At 57.3% G+C, this 19342-nt stretch carries 14 protein-coding genes; 7 read left to right on the forward strand and 7 right to left on the reverse strand.

Annotation, left to right across the window (positions count from 1 at the left end):
- Positions 1-52 precede the first annotated feature (52 nt).
- A complete protein-coding gene (locus CHB87_RS07990) occupies positions 53-997 on the reverse strand; it encodes an ArdC family protein (RefSeq protein ID WP_089407878.1) in 945 nt (314 codons plus the stop codon).
- Positions 998-1572: 575 nt separating this feature from the next.
- On the opposite strand from CHB87_RS07990, the gene CHB87_RS07995 reads away from it, so the two are divergent.
- The 7 genes from CHB87_RS07995 to CHB87_RS08025 all read left to right on the forward strand — a co-directional run bounded on the left by CHB87_RS07995 (position 1573) and on the right by CHB87_RS08025 (position 11487).
- On the forward strand, positions 1573-1941 hold the full coding sequence (locus tag CHB87_RS07995; protein ID WP_089407879.1) for a hypothetical protein: 369 nt from the start codon (positions 1573-1575) through the stop codon (positions 1939-1941).
- A 558-nt stretch (positions 1942-2499) separates the two neighbouring features.
- Positions 2500-2673: a hypothetical protein gene (locus CHB87_RS22220; protein ID WP_176441657.1), complete on the forward strand. Its 174-nt coding sequence runs from the start codon at positions 2500-2502 to the stop codon at positions 2671-2673.
- 554 nt (positions 2674-3227) lie between these two features.
- Complete coding sequence (locus CHB87_RS08005; RefSeq protein ID WP_089407881.1) at positions 3228-4475, forward strand: efflux RND transporter periplasmic adaptor subunit; 1248 nt, start codon at positions 3228-3230, stop codon at positions 4473-4475.
- A 2-nt stretch (positions 4476-4477) separates the two neighbouring features.
- On the forward strand, positions 4478-7705 hold the full coding sequence (locus CHB87_RS08010; protein WP_089407882.1) for an efflux RND transporter permease subunit: 3228 nt from the start codon (positions 4478-4480) through the stop codon (positions 7703-7705).
- Positions 7702-9141, forward strand: a complete 1440-nt coding sequence (locus CHB87_RS08015) for a TolC family protein (protein ID WP_089407883.1) — start codon at positions 7702-7704, stop codon at positions 9139-9141. The genes CHB87_RS08010 and CHB87_RS08015 overlap by 4 nt, the downstream gene beginning before the upstream one ends.
- Positions 9142-9199: 58 nt before the next feature.
- Positions 9200-10081 carry a universal stress protein gene (locus CHB87_RS08020; RefSeq protein WP_089407884.1) on the forward strand — a complete coding sequence of 294 codons (882 nt, stop codon included), beginning with the start codon at positions 9200-9202 and terminating at the stop codon, positions 10079-10081.
- A gap of 77 nt (positions 10082-10158) precedes the next feature.
- Positions 10159-11487 (forward strand): chloride channel protein, encoded by a 1329-nt coding sequence (locus CHB87_RS08025; RefSeq protein ID WP_089407885.1) that lies wholly within the window; start codon positions 10159-10161, stop codon positions 11485-11487.
- 82 nt (positions 11488-11569) lie between these two features.
- Here the strand turns inward: CHB87_RS08025 and mobF are convergent, their stop codons facing one another.
- The 6 genes from mobF to CHB87_RS08055 form a co-directional block, all read right to left on the reverse strand.
- A complete protein-coding gene (gene mobF / locus CHB87_RS08030) occupies positions 11570-14701 on the reverse strand; it encodes a MobF family relaxase (RefSeq protein ID WP_089407886.1) in 3132 nt (1043 codons plus the stop codon).
- A gap of 8 nt (positions 14702-14709) precedes the next feature.
- Positions 14710-16785: a type IV secretion system DNA-binding domain-containing protein gene (locus tag CHB87_RS08035; RefSeq protein ID WP_245817880.1), complete on the reverse strand. Its 2076-nt coding sequence runs from the start codon at positions 16783-16785 to the stop codon at positions 14710-14712.
- Positions 16782-17159, reverse strand: coding sequence for a ribbon-helix-helix domain-containing protein (locus CHB87_RS08040; protein ID WP_089407887.1), 378 nt, complete (start codon positions 17157-17159; stop codon positions 16782-16784). Before CHB87_RS08040 ends, CHB87_RS08035 begins: the two co-directional genes overlap by 4 nt.
- Positions 17160-17357: 198 nt before the next feature.
- Positions 17358-17678 (reverse strand): hypothetical protein, encoded by a 321-nt coding sequence (locus CHB87_RS08045; protein WP_089407888.1) that lies wholly within the window; start codon positions 17676-17678, stop codon positions 17358-17360.
- Positions 17679-17690: 12 nt separating this feature from the next.
- The gene (locus CHB87_RS08050) at positions 17691-18731 is read right to left on the reverse strand and encodes a TadA family conjugal transfer-associated ATPase (RefSeq protein WP_089407889.1); all 1041 of its coding nucleotides are present in this window, start codon (positions 18729-18731) and stop codon (positions 17691-17693) included.
- 65 nt (positions 18732-18796) lie between these two features.
- Positions 18797-19189: a single-stranded DNA-binding protein gene (locus tag CHB87_RS08055; RefSeq protein ID WP_089407890.1), complete on the reverse strand. Its 393-nt coding sequence runs from the start codon at positions 19187-19189 to the stop codon at positions 18797-18799.
- Positions 19190-19342 lie beyond the last annotated feature (153 nt).

Below are 19342 nucleotides of genomic sequence, written 5' to 3' on the forward strand. Positions count from 1 at the left end.
TGTGAAGACAGGGACGGGCATAGGTTCCTCACCCGCCCAACGCGGGAGAGAGCTAAGCCACTTGCGCCAGTTCTGCATCCGGCATTTCCGCTTGTTCCTTGGTGGGTGGCTCCAATGCCGCAAGAATGACGGCGGATGCTTGTTGCACCACTTCCAAGCTCTCGGTTAGGAGCGAAGCGTTGCCGTGGTACAGACCGATATAGTCAGCGGAAGCCGTGCCGACTTTCAGGCCAATGGCCTTACCCACAACAAAAGCGATGGCCTCGGCCTCGGTTTCGCGCACGTCCTTGGTGGTCGTGGTGCGCCGTTCGGCGTGCTTTAGCAACTCATGTCCCACCTCGTGAACAAGGGTGGAGAACTCTTCCGCTTCGGTCTGACCGGGGAGAATTGCTATGCGTCCGCCATAGCTTGCGCCTTGGGCGGGTGCGATGCTGTCCGTAAAGACAAGCTCGATGCCCTGTTGCTCAAGAAAAGCCAGCAAACGTTCGCGGTTCTCGCCTACGTCGCCGGAGACGTGGTGCATGGTGGGAAGCTCCGCCCCTTCGGTCTGTGAGACATCGAAGATGTAGGTATGGCGAAACCCTACGAGCTTGCGAGTGTTTTGCTTGGTAACATCCTTCTCCGCCTCGGCATCAGCCTTGCGCTGCACTCCGACTATGGGGGCGATAATGCGGATACCCTTCTCGCCCTTCTTCACGCTGCGGCCAAACTCCTTCCACTTCCAGAAACCAGCAACGCGGGTCGCGTCGGGCTTCTGTCGGGCAATTTCAAGGATGTTGCCGAAGCTGTAGTTATGGAAGCGGCTCATCGCGTCGAGGTAGGCGGTCAACGCATTGCTGCGTCCAGCCTCAAGCTGCTCAATCAGGCACTTCACGTTAGCGGCGATGATTTCTTTCGCCGTTTGAGGCTGTTGCTTTTGCTGCGGGGTTTCAGGGTTCTCGTTGACGAGGCGAGGACGGTTGTTGGTGGCTGCGGTGGTGGTGGCTAGGGTAGTCATGATTGCTTCTCCTTTGGGTGTTTGGCTCTTGCACGTCCGCGTTGATACGCGGCATGTACATGCCGAACGCCACCTGGCGAAGGCGGGGGTAGCAAGCGTCAAGGGGAGCGGGTATCTCCCACCCCAAAGGGGCGCGGTTTTATCGCGTGATTTTTGCGCGGCAAAAATTATGGGGAAACCCCTTGACGCGCGCGATCGGGGCAGAGCCCCTTAGCGAGGTCTGTTTTCCTTATGCGCGTGCGGGAGCACGCAAGAACTATTGGGAGGGCGTTGCGGGAAGGAACGGCCCGCTGAGGAGGGTGGCGAAGGACGCGCCGCGTCCGAAGACAGGGAGGATTACGTCCTCCCTCTTACGTTTGCATTTGAATGTGACTCTTAGACCGGATGTCTTGGAAGTTATGTCTGACCTGGCTGTCCAGAGCGATTAAAAGATTGCTTTCGGAGTTCGCTTTAAGAAGTGTTCTCTTGTCGCACGCTACCCTCCGACGATTTAGCGCGTCATTCTCAACGAGATGTATCGTGTGATACGCTTTTTTCAGCCACATTCGGGCACACTCGGTAATTGAGGTGGAGCAATGTTTTCGGACGCGAGATCGGTTGGCGCTTTGCTTCGCAAGTGCGCGTTCCTGTTTCTTGCGTTTTCGGTCTTCTGCTTCGCTCTTCATGCGAGGATTCAGGCGTACACAACAGCGACCTCGAATCTGACTGCCTCCAAGATCTCCACCGAGAAGCATTCCGCTAAAGTCCTCAAGGCGTTGGAAAAAGAAGACAATCCCACGGACGATGTCGATGCCTTAGTCCTGCATATTTTCCTTCGCGGATTTCATTCGGACGTTACGCCGCAGCCGTTGAGCGAACTGGCAAAGATTGAGCTCGCCGATCCCCGGAGACTCGATCTAGGCGGCATTTACTCCCTGCACGGCCCTCCTGCGACAAATCTGTAATTTGCTCTCCGTGGCCCTTGCGGCCCTCGCGTAGATCAACCGCCCTTCCACGGCGGAAACAGATTGTGGCATCTGCTGCCAATTTCGGAGGGACATTATGCACCCATTCAGTTCTTCTGATGGAAGCATCCCATTGGATCTGAGTTCCATTCTTCTCGTTGAACCCAATGCAGAGTTGCGTGATTCCAGACGCCTGCTCCTCGGTGCCCTTCGGCATCCAGTTCTTGCGGTAAGCGCCTACTTAGAAGTGTGTGCGCTGCCCGCGGATAGCAACTGCGCTCTGGTTGCTATCGACCTGACCCCAAACGAGCATGAAGCGTTCCGCATCGCAACGCACGCGCGGAGGACCTGGCCGAAGGCCAAGATTCTACTGCTGGGACAACCGTCCGAAGATTTTGACGACCCGCTTTACGATGATGCGGTGAGTCCCTGTTGCAACCCGTCTGGGATCGTAGAGTGTGCCGACAAGCTGCTTCGGGATCGAGTGCGGCGTTACTAGGGAGTCGCCGCACGTCGTATGTGCTGCAAGAAATTCGATGGGAGTAGATCGGAGTGACCATGAATACGAAGGGAGATTTTGAAGACCGCGAACGTCGCCGATCACCTCGTTTCCGCGCTATCACGGCGATCTTCATCATTCTGTTCACGGTGATGTGCTATCTGCTCGCACAGAGCATGATGCGTCATCACTTCTTGGACGGCGGTAGAGATAACAATCGGAGTCAGCATTAGCCATCGAACATAAATGTTAGTGGGCGGTGGCCTTGACACCCTCTTCCGCCATCCAACTCAGTAAGCACGCAACCAATAGCCCATGTATGCAGGAGCATACGACCCTTGGACACGTTCAATCACTCTCGGTCTCCTCGATCCAAATGGCGGTTTCCGCTAGGTGGACTCCTGTGTGTGATTTTGCCGTTCATGATCGTTGCCTGGGGAACCGCATATAAGCTTTCGCTGTACAAGACCACCAAAACTGGAACGCCGGCCAAGGTATGTACGCGCGGCAGCGACGCTGCGAAAAGCAGTGTGAGTCAAGCAGTGGATGGTCGCAAAGCCGTTGGAAACGGCACGGCCCTGGCGCTGCCTGTTAGTACCTGTCTCGTTGTTGCGGAACACCAGAGCTTGGTGTTGCCCAAACCTTTCCAGTCCATCCATTCTCTCCAGTCGGTGCCAGTTCTATCGGCAAGACCGCCTCCAGTCGGATTTCTCTTCTCGTAGATCGTCACTGACGAACGTCAGTAGGCCCTTGAAGATCCAAATCTGATTTGAAGGAAGGTCATCCCATGCGCTCAAAGCGCTTGCTTGTCGTCGCCCTTTTTCTGGCGGTCGCGTTCTTACTGTTTTATTTTGTCCACATTCATCATCGGGATGAAGCGGCCGCAGAAGCGCCAGCCGCGCCTCCCGCTGTTTCTGTGGCGACGGCACAGGCCGGGTTCATCGCCAATCAGCTCACGGTCGCCGGGGTGTTTCAGCCCTTTCAAGAGATCGACGTGCATGGAAAAGTGTCCGGCTACATTCGACACATCTATGTCGATATAGGCGACCGCGTTCGCCAAGGACAGACCCTCGCAGTCCTGGAGGTCCCAGAACTTCAAGCCGAAGTAGCTGGAGCGCAGGCTGGCGTTACCCAGACGCAACAAAACATCGTTCGCCTTCAAAATGAGGTGGCCAGGGAGCAAGCCGGATATGCGGCGGTTCACGCAAACTACGTCCGCCTCAAACAAGCCTCGGACCAGCAACCAGGACTCGTTGCAGCGCAGGAACTCGATGACGCCCTTGCGAAGGATCGTTCTGCGGCCTCGCAGGTGGATGCTGCCAAGTCAGCAGTCGCGGCGGCTCAGGGACAACTCGGCGTCTCGCGTGCCGAGAACTTGCGCGTCAGCAGCATGGAGCAATACGCCACCATTACCGCTCCGTACAACGGAGTTATCACGATGCGGTATGCGGATACCGGTGCGCTGATTCCGGCAGGAACGGCGGAAGGTTTGAATCAGGCGGTCGTTCGTTTGGCGCAAAGCGATGTGCTGCGTCTGCGGATGCCCGTCCCGGAAAGAGACGTACCGCTCGTCCACATCGGTTCCGTGGTGACCGTTCATGTGCAGGCCACCGGGCAACAATTTCCAGGCACCGTCGTTCGATTCACCCGCGACGTGTCGAACTCTACAAGGACCATGATGACGGAAGTAGATGTGAACAATCCCGACCTGACGCTGACGCCCGGCATGTATGCCGATGTCACTTTCAATCTTGAGCAAAAGAACAATGCCCTCATCGTGCCAGCGAGCGCAGTCATTCAGGGAGACCAGCCCTCTGTGATGCTTGTAGACAGCAACAATACGGTCCAAAAGCGTCCGGTTGTTCTGGGCATCAGCGGAGCGAATTCACAAGAAGTATCTTCTGGCCTCCAACCGGGCGACCGCGTCATTATCGGAGGAATGTCGGCGCTCCAACCTGGTCAGAAAGTCACTCCGCAAGCCGCTAAGAACGATCTCGCCAACTACCAGAAGGAATTACAGAAGGGTGGGCAATAACCATGTCCTTCTTTGCGATACGCTACCCCTTCTTCATCCTCATGGCCTGCATGATCGTAGTGGTTGTGGGCTGTGCCGCGATCACTGGTATGCCCGTTGACCTCTTCCCCCCGGTTAAAATCCCGGTTGTCGTCGTAGCGACTTTTTATTCCGGGATGCCGCCCCAGCAGATTGAATCCGATATCACGGACAGCGACGAACGCTTTTTCACGCTGGGCAGCAATATCGACCACATCGAATCCCGCTCGATGTCGGGCGTGAGTCTCATCAAGATTTACTTCCAGCCGGGTACGGACCCCACGGCAGCGGTGAGTGGTATCTCGAACCTTGCCATGGCGAACCTTCGCCGCCTTCCTCCAGGAACGCTTCCGCCGGTCGTCCTCAGCTTTGACGCTTCGAACCTGCCCGTATGCCTCATCACGTTGAAGGGCGCTGGGATGAATCAGACGCAGCTCAAGGATGCGGCTCAATTCAATGTAAGAAATCAGGTTGCAAATGTTCCGGGAGCCTCTGTCCCTCAACCATACGGAGGAACATATCGCCAGATCATGGTCTATGTCGATCCTCTGAAGCTCGAAGCCTCTCAGTTGGGGATTATGGACGTGGTTCACGCAGTCAATGACTCGAATCTCATTCTGCCAGCGGGTGACGTTCGCATCGGCCCCAAGGACTACAACATCTATGCCAACAGTCAGGTGCCAACGCCCAATGACGTAAACAGCATCCCGCTCAAGACCGTAGGGAACGCTTCTATCCTCGTTGGTGATGTGGGGCACGCCGTCGACGGAGGGCAGCTCCAAACGAACATTGTCCGCGTTGATGGTCAACACTCCGTCTACATCCCTGTACTCAAACAGGGTGGCAATTCGAACACGATCACCATTGTGAACGGAATCCGCAAGGCCACAGCGCATCTGCTCGACATCCCTCAGCAGTTGAAGACGGCGGTAGTGTTCGACCAATCTGTCTTCGTGAAGACAGCCATCAAGAATGTCATTAGCGAAGGCGCTATCGGTCTCTGTCTCACAGGCATCATGATCCTGCTGTTTCTCGGGAATGTCCGCGCAACCGTGGCCGTTCTACTATCTATTCCAATTTCGTGCATTGCCACATTCCTGATCCTCAATGCCTTCGGAGACTCGATCAACACGATGGTCTTGGGCGGAATGGCTCTTGTTCTTTCCCGTCTCATTGACAACTCCGTGGTGGTGCTCGAAAACATCTTCCGCCACTTCGAGATGGGGTCAGATCCGGTCAAGGCCTCGCAGGAAGGTGGTAAAGAAGTTCAGCTCGCGGTTCTGGCTGCGACCGTCAGCACCGCTATCGTCTTCTTCCCGGTAGTCCTGCTTACGGGCGTAAGTAAGTACCTGTTTACCGCACTCGCCTTGGCAGTTGTCATTGCTCTCTTTTGCTCCTATGTCGTGGCGATGACCGTTGTTCCTCTCTTCTGCTCACGCTTCATCAAGCACACGGGGCATGGCAACGAACATGAATCTGCCGAAGCCAATGATCCTGTACCGGAACATATGCTGGGTGGTCACGGTCAAACAAACATCTTTGCCAGGGTTGTCTATCACTTCAATCAGGGGTTCGGCTGGTTGCAGGCTCGCTACGACAGTGCCATCCACTATTGCCTCGGAAGACCAGTATTGGTCATCGCGGTCTTTTCAGCCTTCGTTCTAGTGAGCTTTGCCTTGGCTCCGTTTCTCGGTCGTGCGTATTTCCCCCGCACGGACCCTGGCCAGTTTGTTATCAGCGTCAAGGCTCCAACGGGAACTCGCATTGAACTCACCGATCAATACATCGCTCGCGTGGAAGAAGACGTTCGCGCCGTGGTCGCACCGAAAGACCTCAATATGATCGTTTCCAATATCGGTGTGACGCCTGACCTCTCGGCGATCTACACGCCGAACTCTGGAATGCACACAGCCTTTGTGCAGGTCAGTCTCAAGGAGGAACACAGCCTTAGCAGCTTCGCCTACATGCAGCGTGTTCGAGAGAGGCTCGCTGCCGATCTTCCGTCCGTGCAAACCTACTTTCAATCCGGCGGTCTTGTCGATTCCATCGTGAATCAGGGTCTTCCCGCGCCGTTCGACATCCAGGTCAGCAGTAACGATATGGAAGGCGGCTATGCTGTCGCCCAGCAACTCGCGCAGAAGATGCGGGCATTGCATGGTGTGAGCGATGTCCTGATCCCGCAGGACATCGACTATCCCGGCCTCGCGCTGAATATTGATCGCCAGCAAGCGGCACTCGAAGGACTGACACCCAAGACCATTGTCGATAGCGTGATTACGGCGATGACCTCGAATGGCATGGTTGCACCCAGCTATTGGATTGATCCGAAGAGTGGGAACAATTACATGCTCACGGTCCAGTACCCCGAGACGCAGGTGCAGACGCTCAACGATTTCAAACAGATTCCCTTACGTTCCGCAGATGGCAAAACGACGACTCCGCTTGAAACCGTCGCTTCGATCAAGTCGATCAATACGCCGACAGAGGTCGATCACTATCAACTCCGTCGTGTCTTTGATGTCTACGTGATGCCCAAAGCTGAGAATCTCTCCACCATCAGCAAGGACGTGGACAAGATTGTTGCCGGGATGCACCCACCTCACGGAACCGTGCTGACTGTTCGCGGCTCCGTAAACAACATGAATGAATCCTTCAAGTCGTTCGCCATCGGACTAATTCTCTCGATCATTCTCGTGTTTCTGATCCTCATGGCGCAGTTCGCCTCGTTTGTCGATCCCTTCATCATTCTCCTGGCGATTCCTCCGGGCATCTCAGGCGTCATTCTCTTCCTGCTGATGACGGGCACCACCATCAACATTATGAGTTTGATGGGAGTCCTCATGATGACCGGAATTGTCGTGTCGGATAGCATCCTGATCGTCGAGTTCACCGGCCAGCTTCGAGAACAGGGTCTAAAGCTTGAGGAAGCCATCATCACGGCCTGCAAAGTCCGGCTGCGGCCCATCTTGATGACTACACTGGCTACCATTCTGGGACTCATTCCGATGGCCTTGGCACTTGAGGCGGGAAGTGAACAGTATGCACCGCTCGCACGGGCGATTCTGGGTGGCCTCACCGTCTCCGGCATCGTCACGGTTTTCCTCGTACCGAGCGCTTATCTGTTGATCCATCGCCGCATCGAGGCACGCAAGGAAAATGCTGGGACTGAGGGCGAGGGTCACATGACCAATGGGATGGAGGCAACCGCATGAAAGGACTCACACTGATCTTCATTCTTGCGCTCCCGATCTCCGCGTTGGCACAGCAGAACGGAACAACCCTCCCATCTGCGCCGCAACCTGTGTCTCAGATGGCTTTCTCGTCGGGAGTGACACAGGCTCCTGCGCAGTATCCACCATCCGGTGGGTCTGCAAGCCAGCAAGCGCCCCTCGTCGATCCGGGAACTCCTGCTACTCCAATAACTCGTTCTGACGCGGAACAAATGGCTCTCAAGAACAACCCGAGAATTACCGCGAGTCATCTTCTTGCGCTAGCTGCGGGGCAGGTCACACGGCAGACTCGTTCGGGCGAATTACCGCAGATTTACGGCGCCGCAACCGCCGAGAAAGCTGAGGATGGGGGGCGGATCGGAGCGGGCTCGCTTACTGATTCGCGCTTGTATACCCATGCAGGGGCGGGCGGCACGTTGAGCCAGCTCATCACAGACTTCGGCCATACACGCGATTTGGTTGCGACGAATAAACTTCAGCAAAAGGCACAGGATCGAACCACGATTGCCACGGAGCAGGACGTGCTCCTAGCTGCCGACGAGGCGTTTTACCGCTTGCTCGATGCTCAGTCGTTGTTGAACGTCGCCAAAGCCACTGTCGCGGCTAGAGGGGATGTTCAAAAGCTCACATCTGCCCTAACCAAGAGTGCGCTGAAGAGCGATCTTGATTTGAATATCGCTTCGGCAGATTTATCGCAATCGCAGTTGTTGCAACTCGATGCTGAAAATGCTGTGGCGTCCGCGAGCGCCGCGCTGGCGGCGGTGCTAGCCGCGCCGCCCGATACGTTATACCAAGCCGTCGAAGACCCGCAGGCGTCCTTACCCCCTCCTCCCGCACCGGGTAGTTCGCCGGCACTCAATGCAGACGCCCAGGCGCAGAGACCTGACCTGCAAGCGCTACGGTTGAATGCCCAGGCGTATCAAAAATATGCCAGAGCCCAACAGCTTCAGCACCTGCCTACGATTTCTGCGTTGGCGACGGGAGGTATAACCCCTGTCGCGCCCGACGGGATCTTCACGCCGAATTATTACGCTGCGGGCGGCGTCAATCTGACCCTTCCGATTTTCACGGGGTTTCATATCGAGGCGCAGGCCGAGGAAGCTCGACTGCGGCAAAAGGCAACGGAGAAGCAAGCGCAAGAACTCTCCGATACGATTGCGCGCGATGTGAGAATCGGAATCTTGAACGCACAGACGACGTTCCGGAGGATTGCTGTTGCCGATCAGTTTCGAGACCAAACGGCACAGGCACTTGCGCTCGCGCAGACTCGCTACAAGCTCGGCCTGAGTTCCATCGTCGAGCTCAGTCAGGCCCAGTTGCAGAGTACGCAGGCAGCGGTAGCGGCAGTAAATGCTCGATATGACTATCTCCTTGCGTTGCGTTCTTTGGATTACGCTCGCGGACAACTTGCCCCATAGACGTTTCTGAGTTGAGGCAATCGGAAAAACAAGACTGGTTAGAGGCGAAGCGGAAACGATGAAAGACAGCTTGAAAATTCAAAAGATAGTGTTCGCAACCGATCTCCTGGAGAACTCTCGGCTGGCACTCGACTACGCGGTGGCCTTTGCCGAACACTTCGGCGCTTCGATCCTCATGCTGCATGTCGTTCAGCTCTCGGGAGCGGCACACGCTGCGGAGTTGGAAATTCACCGCGCCAGCGTTTCCCGACTTGCTGCACAAGAACGGCTGGAAGTGCTTGCCTCTGGGGTACGCCGCTTGGGTATGAGCGTAGAGGCCGAAGTCGTCGATGGGCTGACTTGCGAGATGATCTTGCAAGCGGTCGATAGACATAGGGCGGACCTACTGGTCTTGGGAGTTCATGGTGTTCACCGAGGCGTTGAACACCTGCTCATTGGCTCAAATACTGAAAAGATCATGCTCTCTGCTAAATGCCCCATCTTGACCGTCGGCGCACACGTGCTCACTGGTTTCGACATCAAGCTACACGTACAAGAAATCTTATTGTTTTCAGATTTCACGCCTGAGTCCACCTCGGCTGCTCCCTATGCGCTGATGCTTGGACAAGAGTTCGGGCTACCGGTAGATGTCTGCCAGTTACTTCCAGTGGTTGTGGAAGATAACCCCCGATTAAGAAGGCAGCTCGCTGAAGACTACTGTCAGAGCATGAAGCATGTCTTGGCTGACGAAAACGCCGTGTGGTGTCAGCCAGCATTTCAACTGGAGCGGGGAATGCAACTAGAGCAAATCGTTGATCGTGCAAAATCCCATCACGCGGGCCTTATCGTCCTCGGCGCGCATACTGAGTCTTTGGTCGGTCGCCACCTGCATACCAGCTTTGCCTATCAAGTGCTGGGTCGCGCGACTTGCCCAGTTTTCACGATTCCGCGACTGCCGTAATTAGGCTGGTCATCGTCATCGGCTCGCTCGCTAAGCATAAAATTTTCCTGTCTCAGAATTGAGCGAACGGAGTTGAGTTGCGTAACGCCGAGAATGTCCCTCAAGGATCACCCGACGCGCTCTTGAATAGCGCCCAGCCAAACGTTCTCTCGGCGGCACCGGATGCCGCTTTAATGACCGTCAAGATGTGGGTGATGGTGCTTCTTACTGGAATAGGAGCTGGCTTCACCAGTGGCTTGCTGATGAGACTCCTTCGTCTGGCACAGCATCTCAGTTTTTCCTACTCGACGGGCGATTTCCTTACTGGGGTGCGCAACACATCTGCGGAACACAGGATCATTGTTGTTTCGTTGGGAGGGGTTTTTGCTGGATTGTCGCTGTATCTACTGAGACGCATCTCTGGCGGCTCGGGAGCTGAGGTGACGGGAGCCATTTGGCATAAACAGGGTCGGTTTGAAGCTGCCCCTACGGTAGCGAAGTCAATCATCTCCATCATCATCGTCGGCATGGGCGCAGCAATTGGCCGTGAGGCTGCTCTGAAAGATACCGGAGCCACGGTCGCAGGAAAGATCTCTGATTGGACTAGCCTGTCACCGGAACAAAGACATCTACTCGTCGCATGTGGTGCGGGAGCGGGCATGGCGGCAGCCTATAACGTTCCTCTGGGGGGAGCCTTGTTCGCCATCGAGGTCTTGCTGGGGACGATGTCGCTTACCAACGTCCTTGCCGCTGTCATCACCTCATTCGTCGCGGTGGCGGTCTCCTGGTCGATGCTCCCGAACGTTCCAACGTTCAACGTGGCCCAACTTTCCATAACGCCCTCGCTGCTCTTATGGGCTGCTCTCGCAGGTCCGATTCTTGGAGCAGCGTCCGCAGGGTATGTGAGGTTTATTGGCTGGTCGGAAACCGGAAAGCCTAAGTCCTACATGGTGATCCTTGGGCCGATCATCGTATTCAGCATCTTGGGTATCGTCTCCGTCCGCTTCCCAGAGGTCCTTGGCAACGGAAAGAACGTCGTGCAGGAGGCATTTGGCAGCCAGCTCGGCCCGGGACTCTTGTGTTGGCTGCTCGTTTTGCGACCGCTTGCTACGGCAATGTGCCTGAAGTCGGGTGCGCCCGGAGGGTTGTTTACTCCGACCATGACCTTCGGGGCATTGCTCGGCGGTCTGCTCGGCGAGGGATGGAGATACGTGTCTCCGGCAACCTCAAAGGACAGCTACGCCATTGTAGGAGCGGGCGCGATGTTGGCGTCGGCATCCCAAGGCCCGCTTTCTTCTGTGGTCTTCATGCTTGAGCTAACCAACCACACGGACGCCCTTATCGTTCCGTTGCTCATCGCGGTGGCCGGTGCCACGCTGATGGCAAGAAAATTGGACGTTCACTCAATTTATTCCATTCGAGGCTGATACTAAGTCCGCGCGGCTTCTGGAGATGAGCCTGGTGATGGCGGGAGAGAATGAACTTCCGAGGAAGCAGGTTCGACTAGCTTTAGAGGCTCAATCCCTGGTCGCTGCTGGTATCGATCTTGGTGTGGGTTTGGACTTGAGAATTGTCATTCGCAAGAACTGTCGGGGTATGTCCCGCGTGTTCCAAGGCCTGGTCTCGCGCTATTGGTTGCGCCTGACGGTCATAGAACTGCCCCTGCGGATCAATGTGAAGCCAGCCCCCTTTTTCGTTGTGCTGGTAGCTCTGGATGTCTCCGGTTTCGCGTTTCCAATCATATCCAGTACCCTCATGCGGCAATGCAATATGGAGTGGGGCGTAGTGCCGCTGATCGGCTTCCGCAATCGCCTGCAATGTCATTGCCGCTGGTGTGAGTTCGTTTTGAACTTGGCGTCTTTGCTCTTCGAGAGACTGTTCATAGTTGTTCGTCATGGTCTGCTCCTTGGGTTGGGGTTGCTGGTTTTGAACCTCGCCGTTGGACCGTGAGACCTCGACAGCGGAGGCTTTGCTGATGTCCGTGCTGAGTCGTTCGGCAAGGGTTGAAACGTCGTTGGTGTAGATTCGCGCGTCCTGAGACGCGCGGGAGACGGACACATACGCAAAGCGTGTGTTGATGAGTTCCGGGTGTGCCGTGGTGTCCATGTTGACGAGCACACGATCCGTGGTGAGTCCCTGAGAGCTGTGCGAGGTGACGACGTAACCGTGGTCGAAGTGCCGCATCTGCGATGTATCGAATGTCAGAGTTCGATCTTTCTCGCCGTCCATGCGAACGGTCATAGCAGGGCCGTCGATCCGCTCGATGGTTCCCAAATCCCGGTTCTTCACCTCCATATCCGGCTTGCTCACGGTGAACTGAATCCGGTCTCCCTCCGAGAACTCGCGGACGATCTCGCGGTAGGCTGCGATGCCGTGTAGCCTTTCGGGGTTATAGGTGACGTGCTGGCCGTCCTGCCGCTCGACAGTGAGCTGGTTATCCTTGGGGCTCGTCGAAACGACGGTGGCGTAGGTGCCACGGTCGATTCCGAGTTCCTTGCTGCCTCGCGTGTAGTACAGAACATCGGCTGGCTGGTACAGGGCGGCCCAATTCCGGTCGGCACTGGCCAGTTCCGATCGCTGCGTAAGGACGGTCATCGGGTGGTTCTCTTTCGACAGAGCGCCGCTGCTCTGTAACTCCGAGCGGACGGCATCGTTGATGTCGCGGCGGCTGGCATTGTCGGGCGAGACGATGAGGGTATTCTCAGGCCGCGCAACGTAGTCTCTCGCGATGGCCTCGATGCGCTGCTGCCGGTCGGGGATCTCACTGATGCGTCCTTGCTTCTGGAGAAGCTGAACGCCTGTCGCGGTCTCGTTGCGCGAAAGGTGTTCGACGGCGCGGAGAAGTTCTGGGTCTTTCTGGCGAACGATCTGGTCAAGCTGGGATGTACGCATCCCGGCTTCCTGCATCTGCTCGAAGGGCTTTCCGGCGTCTACGCCCTGATGCTGCCGCGTGTCTCCGATAAGAAGTACCCGGTCCTGTGGGCCAATCTTTTCGAGAAAAGATTGCATCTGGCGGGTGCTGGCGAGACTGGACTCGTCAAGCATGTACAGGTGTCGTGCATTCGGGTCTCCCGCGTTGCGTTCGACCCCTCCACGCGCAAGGAAGCCTTGCAACGTGTCCGCTGGAATGCCAGCGTCACGCAGCTGGCCGGCTGCGCGGCTGGTCGGCGCAAAGCCCTCTACGGCGTAGCCGTTTTGCTCCGCACCCTCGCGAATACTGGAAAGAGCCGAGGTTTTGCCTGAACCGGCTAAGCCCTGCAGCCCGTGGATTCGATCTTGCGAGGTAAGCACCTCCTCGATGGCTCTTTGCTGCGCTGGATTCAGAAAGTCGCGGGAGCGGGCGTGGGCGGCGGCGGCATCCTGACGCATGATCGGTTCGGTGGTCTGTCGTCCCTGTTGCATTTGCTTGATGGTCGAAAGCTCCTCGGCAATCGCCTCACGGGTCGTGAACTGGCGACCCGTTTCATGCTTCTGGCCGGGTGTGATCTGGAACTCACTGGAGGTCACTCGCTGCTCGAAGTGGCCTCGCACCTGGCTGTACGTCAGGTCGCCCATCCCACGCCGGAGGGCATCGCGCATGATGTCTCGTTCATCGGTGATGGCCTCGCGCTCGAAGTTGCGGCTTTTGGCGAAACTCACCGCTTCTTGAACCTGTTGCGGTGCCGTTGTAGGCGGCTTACGTTCCATGCTGTTTGCACGTTCTTTGGCCTCCTGGACGACTCGATCTGCCTGATTGCCGAACTCGGCGGCAACCTGCCTGTGAGCGGCCAGCACCTCCGACGGAGTATGGATTTCCTTCTTGTCGCGAGTGGTGTGGGCGGCGATCTGCGCCGCCTCCGGCCCAGCAAAACCGCTCTTTTCGAGGTACTCCCGAATCTGCTGGCTGCGGGGACTGGAGGCGTCAAGGTACTCCTGGGTATAGCCCTTGATCTCGGGTGCGCCGCTTCTTCCCGGCGTGATCTCGTAGCCCAACTGAGAGAGCCGGTACATCAGCTCCGATTGGTAGACAGCGGTCGCAAACTGCTGGCTGTCGAAGTAGCTTTGGGGCTGGACGGCGCGAGTGGAGCCGTCTGCGCGTTCTGTCATATTGAAGATGACGGCATGGGTATGGAGCTGCGGCGCGGCATAGCCATCCACCGGACGGGCGGTGTCATGCTCGAACTTGGCAGCAACAAACTTCCCGGTTGTTTCAGCGGCGTGGTTCCCGCCGATTCGAGCTTGAGTGTATCGCTCCAACTCGATGAGAGCGGTTGTGACGGCTTGCCGGTGCGCCTCGCGTACCCGGTCATCTCCACCGACAAGGGCGGTCAGCGATACGGACTTTGGGGCTGAGAACGTGGCATCCCAACCGGCCCGATGCTCGACGGGTTTCACTGTGGTTCCGTCGGCGGTCGTGTACTCCTGGCCGCTACGGTGCCGAACCAACTGCTCGCCCGTGAGGGGATTCTGGCCCTCACTGAGGCGAGCGAAGTGTTGCGCGTCGATGCCCCCGGCAAGGCCGTACTGCTCGGCCAGCCTTCCTTGCCACTCTCCAAGAATGGTGTCGCCTTGCTTCCAATAGTTCTGCTCCGCAGACGTGAACTCCTTGGCGTGATACGTCTGCGCCTGACCGGAGCTGAGCGGTTTGGAGATGGTGAGCATGGGCGGTCTCAGACGCGAATCGTTTCATCTACTGCTACCGGTACATCTTCTTCTTGATCGTCGTCCGGGCTGTCGGGATTGGCTCCGCTGGAGGCAGTCTCTTCTGCGGTTGGCTGATCATCCTCCGCGTCCTTTTCGTCCTCCGGCTCGGCAACTGAGGGTGCCGGAGCTGACGCTGGGGCGGGTGTGGCGGCCTCCAAGTCGATACTCGGCGTGGCCGGTGCCGATGCCTTCTGTACGAGGGTCTTCGGATCGAAGGGCAGCTCATCGTCCTCCACCTTGCGCGGCACAAATCCGGGCGTGGTCTGCGCCACGTCCATGTACTCGAAGTGGAAGCGGGCGACATTGTTGCCCAGCTTCAGGAACGCATGGCGGTTCTCCAAGCCGGAGATCTCAGAGTCCATGACCAAGGGTTCAACCTGACGGTCGATGGTGAAGTTCTTGCCGGAGCGGGAGCCGTCGAAGTGTGTCTCCTTCATGCGCTCGATCTCGATCTTGCCGATGGCGTTCGACACCCATTCGGCGGCTTTCGGCTCCGTCGTTTTCAGAAAGATCTTGGTCGCGGGTTGCGAGAGCATGACCTCGGCAAGATGTCCGTAGATGACTTCCAACTGAGCCTTGCCCTGGAATCCGAGAACGAGAGGGTTCTTGGATTTCCGGTTTTCCGTGATCGCTGTATGGAGTTGCGGGAGCCGCTGGAGGCTGGCAAGTTCGTCAAGAACAAACCAAACGGGAGTCTGGTTCTCCTGCGGTGCAGTGAGGAGCCGCATGACGAGCAAGTCGATCCATAAGCTGTGCAGCGGCCTCAGTGCTTCGCGTTCGGTGGCACTCGACGTGATGAATATCCAACCCTTCCGCTCGACCGCCCATTCAGTCGCGCTCCAGGTTTTGTTCTTTGCTTGTTCTTTGGTGGGAAGCATCCGAAGGCTGTCCGCCACCAATCCCAGCGAGGCCAGAACGCCGTTGCGCTGCTGCTGCGCGCCCTTAGCAATCATGGCCTCCATCTCTGTCCCGCGCACCCGCTGGTCGATCTCGGCAGGATTGGAAAGCCACTCCACAAGCTGCTGAGGATTCGGACCGTAGGTCAGAAGATGAGCGAAGATTTTCTGCGGCGTCTCGGTGAAAAACTCACCCTTCTTGTCGCTGGTCGGCTGGTAGAGCGATGCGGCGATTGCCTTGGCTTCGGCTTTACGGCGAAGCTCCTCGGACGGTCCCCAGTAGGGGCACCGTTCGTCCAAAGGATTGAGCACCAGGTCGCCCCGTTTCTGGTCGTAGAACCTCTGGATGAACTCGCAAGCCGGGTCGTACACGATGGCGGAATGACCCCGGCTCTGTATCTGCCGGAGCACCTGCATAATCAAAGTCGTCTTGCCAGCCCCTGTGTCGCCCATGAGTTCGATGTGCTGCGCCTCGGCCTGCAGCGGGATACGCATCATCTCCTTGGCTTCGGTCGTGACGAAACCGATGCCATCGCCGTTCACGGTCTTATTGAACTCTTTTGGCGTGAGCAGGACGGGGCCTTTGAGCCGCCGGCCGTACTTCAATTCCTTGCGGCGCCGGATGTCTTTGCGGATGGCGAACGGGAGCTGCGCGAGCAACGAGAGGAAGCCAAAGAGGAGTGGCGGAGCGTAGATGCTCCGGAGCTGATCGCCGCCGAAGACGGCAGTGCGGAGGTAGGCATGGAGCGGTGCATCGAAGAATGTCTGTTCCTGGCCGCGATAGAGAATGCGTAGCCCCTGTGCGGTAGCTTGGGCCGATACCGCAAGCGGGATATGCTTGCCGTTTGGAGCGGCAGTCATTCCTTCCTGAACGTCGGACTCGGTTGCGAGGCGGCCCAACTTCGCTCCATCTCCGACGTAGAGGAGCTGGTACTTGCCCTTCCTGTTGAGTGCTCCCCCTGCTGCGCTCTTTGCGTAGATCGGTGTGTAGAACTGCTGCAATGGAGTCTGCCCGTAGCTGAAGCGGAGGTAGACGAAGATGCTCGTCAGTATCAGTGCGAAGAAGATCGCACCGTAGCTGTACACGGGCGAATGCGGTGGGAAGATGATGGTCTCTTTGCGACCCCATTGTGTGGTGTTCATCATGCACGCTCCAGGTCTTGCATCGCGTCTTCGGCGACGCTGCGTTTGCGTTTCTTGACCTCGGCAACCATGTTGTCGAAGGCTTCCGGTGTGAGCTTTTGTCCCGTGGCGAGCGGGCGAAAGAGATTGGTGAGCATGAGCCGGATGCCCATGATTTCCGTTAGCTCCGTGCTGGCCGCGACCGTACCGGCATCACGGGCAAGCTCGTCAAGGATGAGCTTGCGGATAAGCTCCCCTCGCTGCATACCGCGCGAACGCGCGAGTCGTTCCACGGATTCAACTTCGCTGGGATTGAGTTTTGTCGTTACACCACGCAATCGGTAGGTGGCTCGCTTGGCGGCATCTGTTGCGATCTGTGAGTCGTCGAGGAGTTTCATCTTTCCTCCTTGAGGTGTGGTGTCCCTGCGTGTACCCGAGTGTCCGCGGGGACACCTGATGGGCGTAAATCATTGGTATTGCTGGCCCTAGCTTGTCGTTCTCAAGTGTCCCTACACGACCCTCAGAGGGGTGGAGTGTCAACATGCTTCCGGTGCGTAGCACCGTTTCCACCCCGCCGAGACTGCCAAGGGAAGCCACTACTTCGTCCCCTGAGTCGATACTGGAGTTGAGGGAGTAGTTGCCGGGGGAGTCGAGCGCCGTCCGCGCTTGGCTCTCTCCGCCGCTTCCATCGGCCTGCGAATGCGGAGCGGATGTTCGGGCTTCTTCCCATCCGCTGTCTGAGCGAAGGTAAGGAAATCCTTGTCCTTGGAGAACACATACTCCAGGGCCTTCGAGACAACCTCGTCCGAAGGCGCGTTGATGAAGAGTGCGTACTGGTCGGTCCGCTGAGCAATCGACTCGTCAAGAGCGATGGTGGCGGTAACTTTGTTGACGGTTTGGACTTCAAGTAGTGCCATGCTGTTTCTCCTTTAGTGATGGATCGGTGCAATGGAACTTACAGGTCTATCGAACTGCGCCCACTCAGCAGGTAATGCAAGCTGGGCAGAATCGGTGATGTCGGCTCGATTGAACTTGGTGTCGAACTCGAAGACTTTGGCTGTGCGGTCGTAGCCGAGGACCTCGACCACTTCGCTTACCTTGCGGCCATTGGCGTACCGCTGTACCTGCACGACGTACTGCACAGAGTCCGCGATCTCGGCGGCGATGTCGTCGCGGTTGGCTTGCTGATGCGAACGCATCGCAAGCTCGCCAAAGCGACGCAGTGCTTTCACTGCGGAGCTGGCGTGAATGGTCGCCATCGAACCGGCATGGCCGGTGTTGAAGGAGTCGAGTAGAGTCCGGGCTTCATCTCCCCGGACTTCTCCGAGGATGATGCGGTCGGGACGCCACCGTAGAGCGGCCTTCAAGAGGTCGTTGAAACTCACCTGGCTGGTGTGTCCGTCCGTCTGGCACTCTGCGGGTAGCAGGTTCGGCTTGGCGATGCGAAGCTCGGAAGTGTCTTCGATGACGACGATTCGCTCCGACTCCGGGATGAAATCGGTGAGTGCGTTCAGCAATGTGGTCTTCCCACTACCCGTTCCACCGCTGATGAGAACGGTCTTGCCGGAGGCAATCAGACCGCTCAGAAACTCCCCCAGCGACTCATCCAATGCACCCTCCTGGATGAGCAGTGGAAGCGTGTAGCGGGTTCTGGCGAACTTCCGAATCGTGACGGACGGATGAGGACGGACGACCGGAGGAATGACGGCGGCAAGACGACTCCCGTCCGGGAGTTGAGCATTGAGGAGCGGCTTGTCCGCTCCGAGCTTGCGACCGAGTTTGTTGGCGATGACATCAAGCCCGGTGAGAAGCTGCCGGATCTCAAACTTCACCTCGGGCGCGGCGAAGAGTTTTCCACGCCGCTCATACCACCACAACCCATCAGGATTGCCCATGATCTCGCTTACGCTGTCGTCCAAGAGCAGCGACTCGATGGGGCGAAGGAACGGAAGTATCAACTCGAAGCTCATAGCGTCCTCAGAGAAGTAGGCAGCCCAGAGATACCGGGCTGCCTGCTTGGGTAGGAGAAGGCGGCCTATGCGGCCGCGTCCTCGGTTGCGATCTCCCCATGCTCTTCGTACTCCGCTTCTTCGGCGGCGGCCTGCTCTGCCCGGTCGAGCTTGAGGATGGACTTCACCTTGATCTCCCAGATGCGCTGCTTGGTGTCCGTCTTCTTGCTGTCGTACTCCCGGCTCCGCAACTCACCTTCCACCTGGATATGTGCGCCCTTGGTGAGGGTCTTGGCGAAGTCCGACAGCTTGCCGAAGACGATGCAACGGTGCCATTCGGTGTGCGAGATGTACTTGCCATCCTTCTTGTAGGAGGACTTGGTTGCCAGCGAGAGAGTTGTGAAGCTGCGGTCGTTGTTGGTGCGAACTTCTGCGTCGTTGCCGAGAAAGCCGATGAGGGTTACTTTGTTCTGGTACATGGTCGTGTCTCCGTTTGTTGAATTTCCCGAACTTGCTCGGGTCACTATTAAGCGAAGTGGGCCCGGCTCCCAAGTGCCGAAGCTCTGCATTTACGGAGGGTCCGGAACGGAAACCGTAACCCGCAGGGCGGCGTAGCCGAAGCAGAAGAGCGA

Origin of the sequence: Granulicella rosea (assembly GCF_900188085.1) — a bacterium.
GTDB classification, from domain to species: domain Bacteria; phylum Acidobacteriota; class Terriglobia; order Terriglobales; family Acidobacteriaceae; genus Edaphobacter; species Edaphobacter rosea.

What these genes read in the sequence shown, in the direction of transcription:
- CHB87_RS07990 (WP_089407878.1), bottom strand. Translation starts at nt 997, where the DNA reads ATGACTACCCTAGCCACCACCACCGCAGCCACCAACAACCGTCCTCGC.
- CHB87_RS08005 (WP_089407881.1), top strand. Translation starts at nt 3,228, where the DNA reads ATGCGCTCAAAGCGCTTGCTTGTCGTCGCCCTTTTTCTGGCGGTCGCG.
- CHB87_RS08020 (WP_089407884.1), top strand. Translation starts at nt 9,200, where the DNA reads ATGAAAGACAGCTTGAAAATTCAAAAGATAGTGTTCGCAACCGATCTC.
- CHB87_RS07995 (WP_089407879.1), top strand. Translation starts at nt 1,573, where the DNA reads ATGTTTTCGGACGCGAGATCGGTTGGCGCTTTGCTTCGCAAGTGCGCG.
- CHB87_RS08015 (WP_089407883.1), top strand. Translation starts at nt 7,702, where the DNA reads ATGAAAGGACTCACACTGATCTTCATTCTTGCGCTCCCGATCTCCGCG.
- CHB87_RS08050 (WP_089407889.1), bottom strand. Translation starts at nt 18,731, where the DNA reads ATGAGCTTCGAGTTGATACTTCCGTTCCTTCGCCCCATCGAGTCGCTG.
- CHB87_RS08010 (WP_089407882.1), top strand. Translation starts at nt 4,478, where the DNA reads ATGTCCTTCTTTGCGATACGCTACCCCTTCTTCATCCTCATGGCCTGC.
- CHB87_RS08055 (WP_089407890.1), bottom strand. Translation starts at nt 19,189, where the DNA reads ATGTACCAGAACAAAGTAACCCTCATCGGCTTTCTCGGCAACGACGCA.
- CHB87_RS08045 (WP_089407888.1), bottom strand. Translation starts at nt 17,678, where the DNA reads ATGGCACTACTTGAAGTCCAAACCGTCAACAAAGTTACCGCCACCATC.
- CHB87_RS22220 (WP_176441657.1), top strand. Translation starts at nt 2,500, where the DNA reads ATGAATACGAAGGGAGATTTTGAAGACCGCGAACGTCGCCGATCACCT.
- CHB87_RS08040 (WP_089407887.1), bottom strand. Translation starts at nt 17,159, where the DNA reads ATGAAACTCCTCGACGACTCACAGATCGCAACAGATGCCGCCAAGCGA.
- CHB87_RS08035 (WP_245817880.1), bottom strand. Translation starts at nt 16,785, where the DNA reads ATGATGAACACCACACAATGGGGTCGCAAAGAGACCATCATCTTCCCA.
- mobF (WP_089407886.1), bottom strand. Translation starts at nt 14,701, where the DNA reads ATGCTCACCATCTCCAAACCGCTCAGCTCCGGTCAGGCGCAGACGTAT.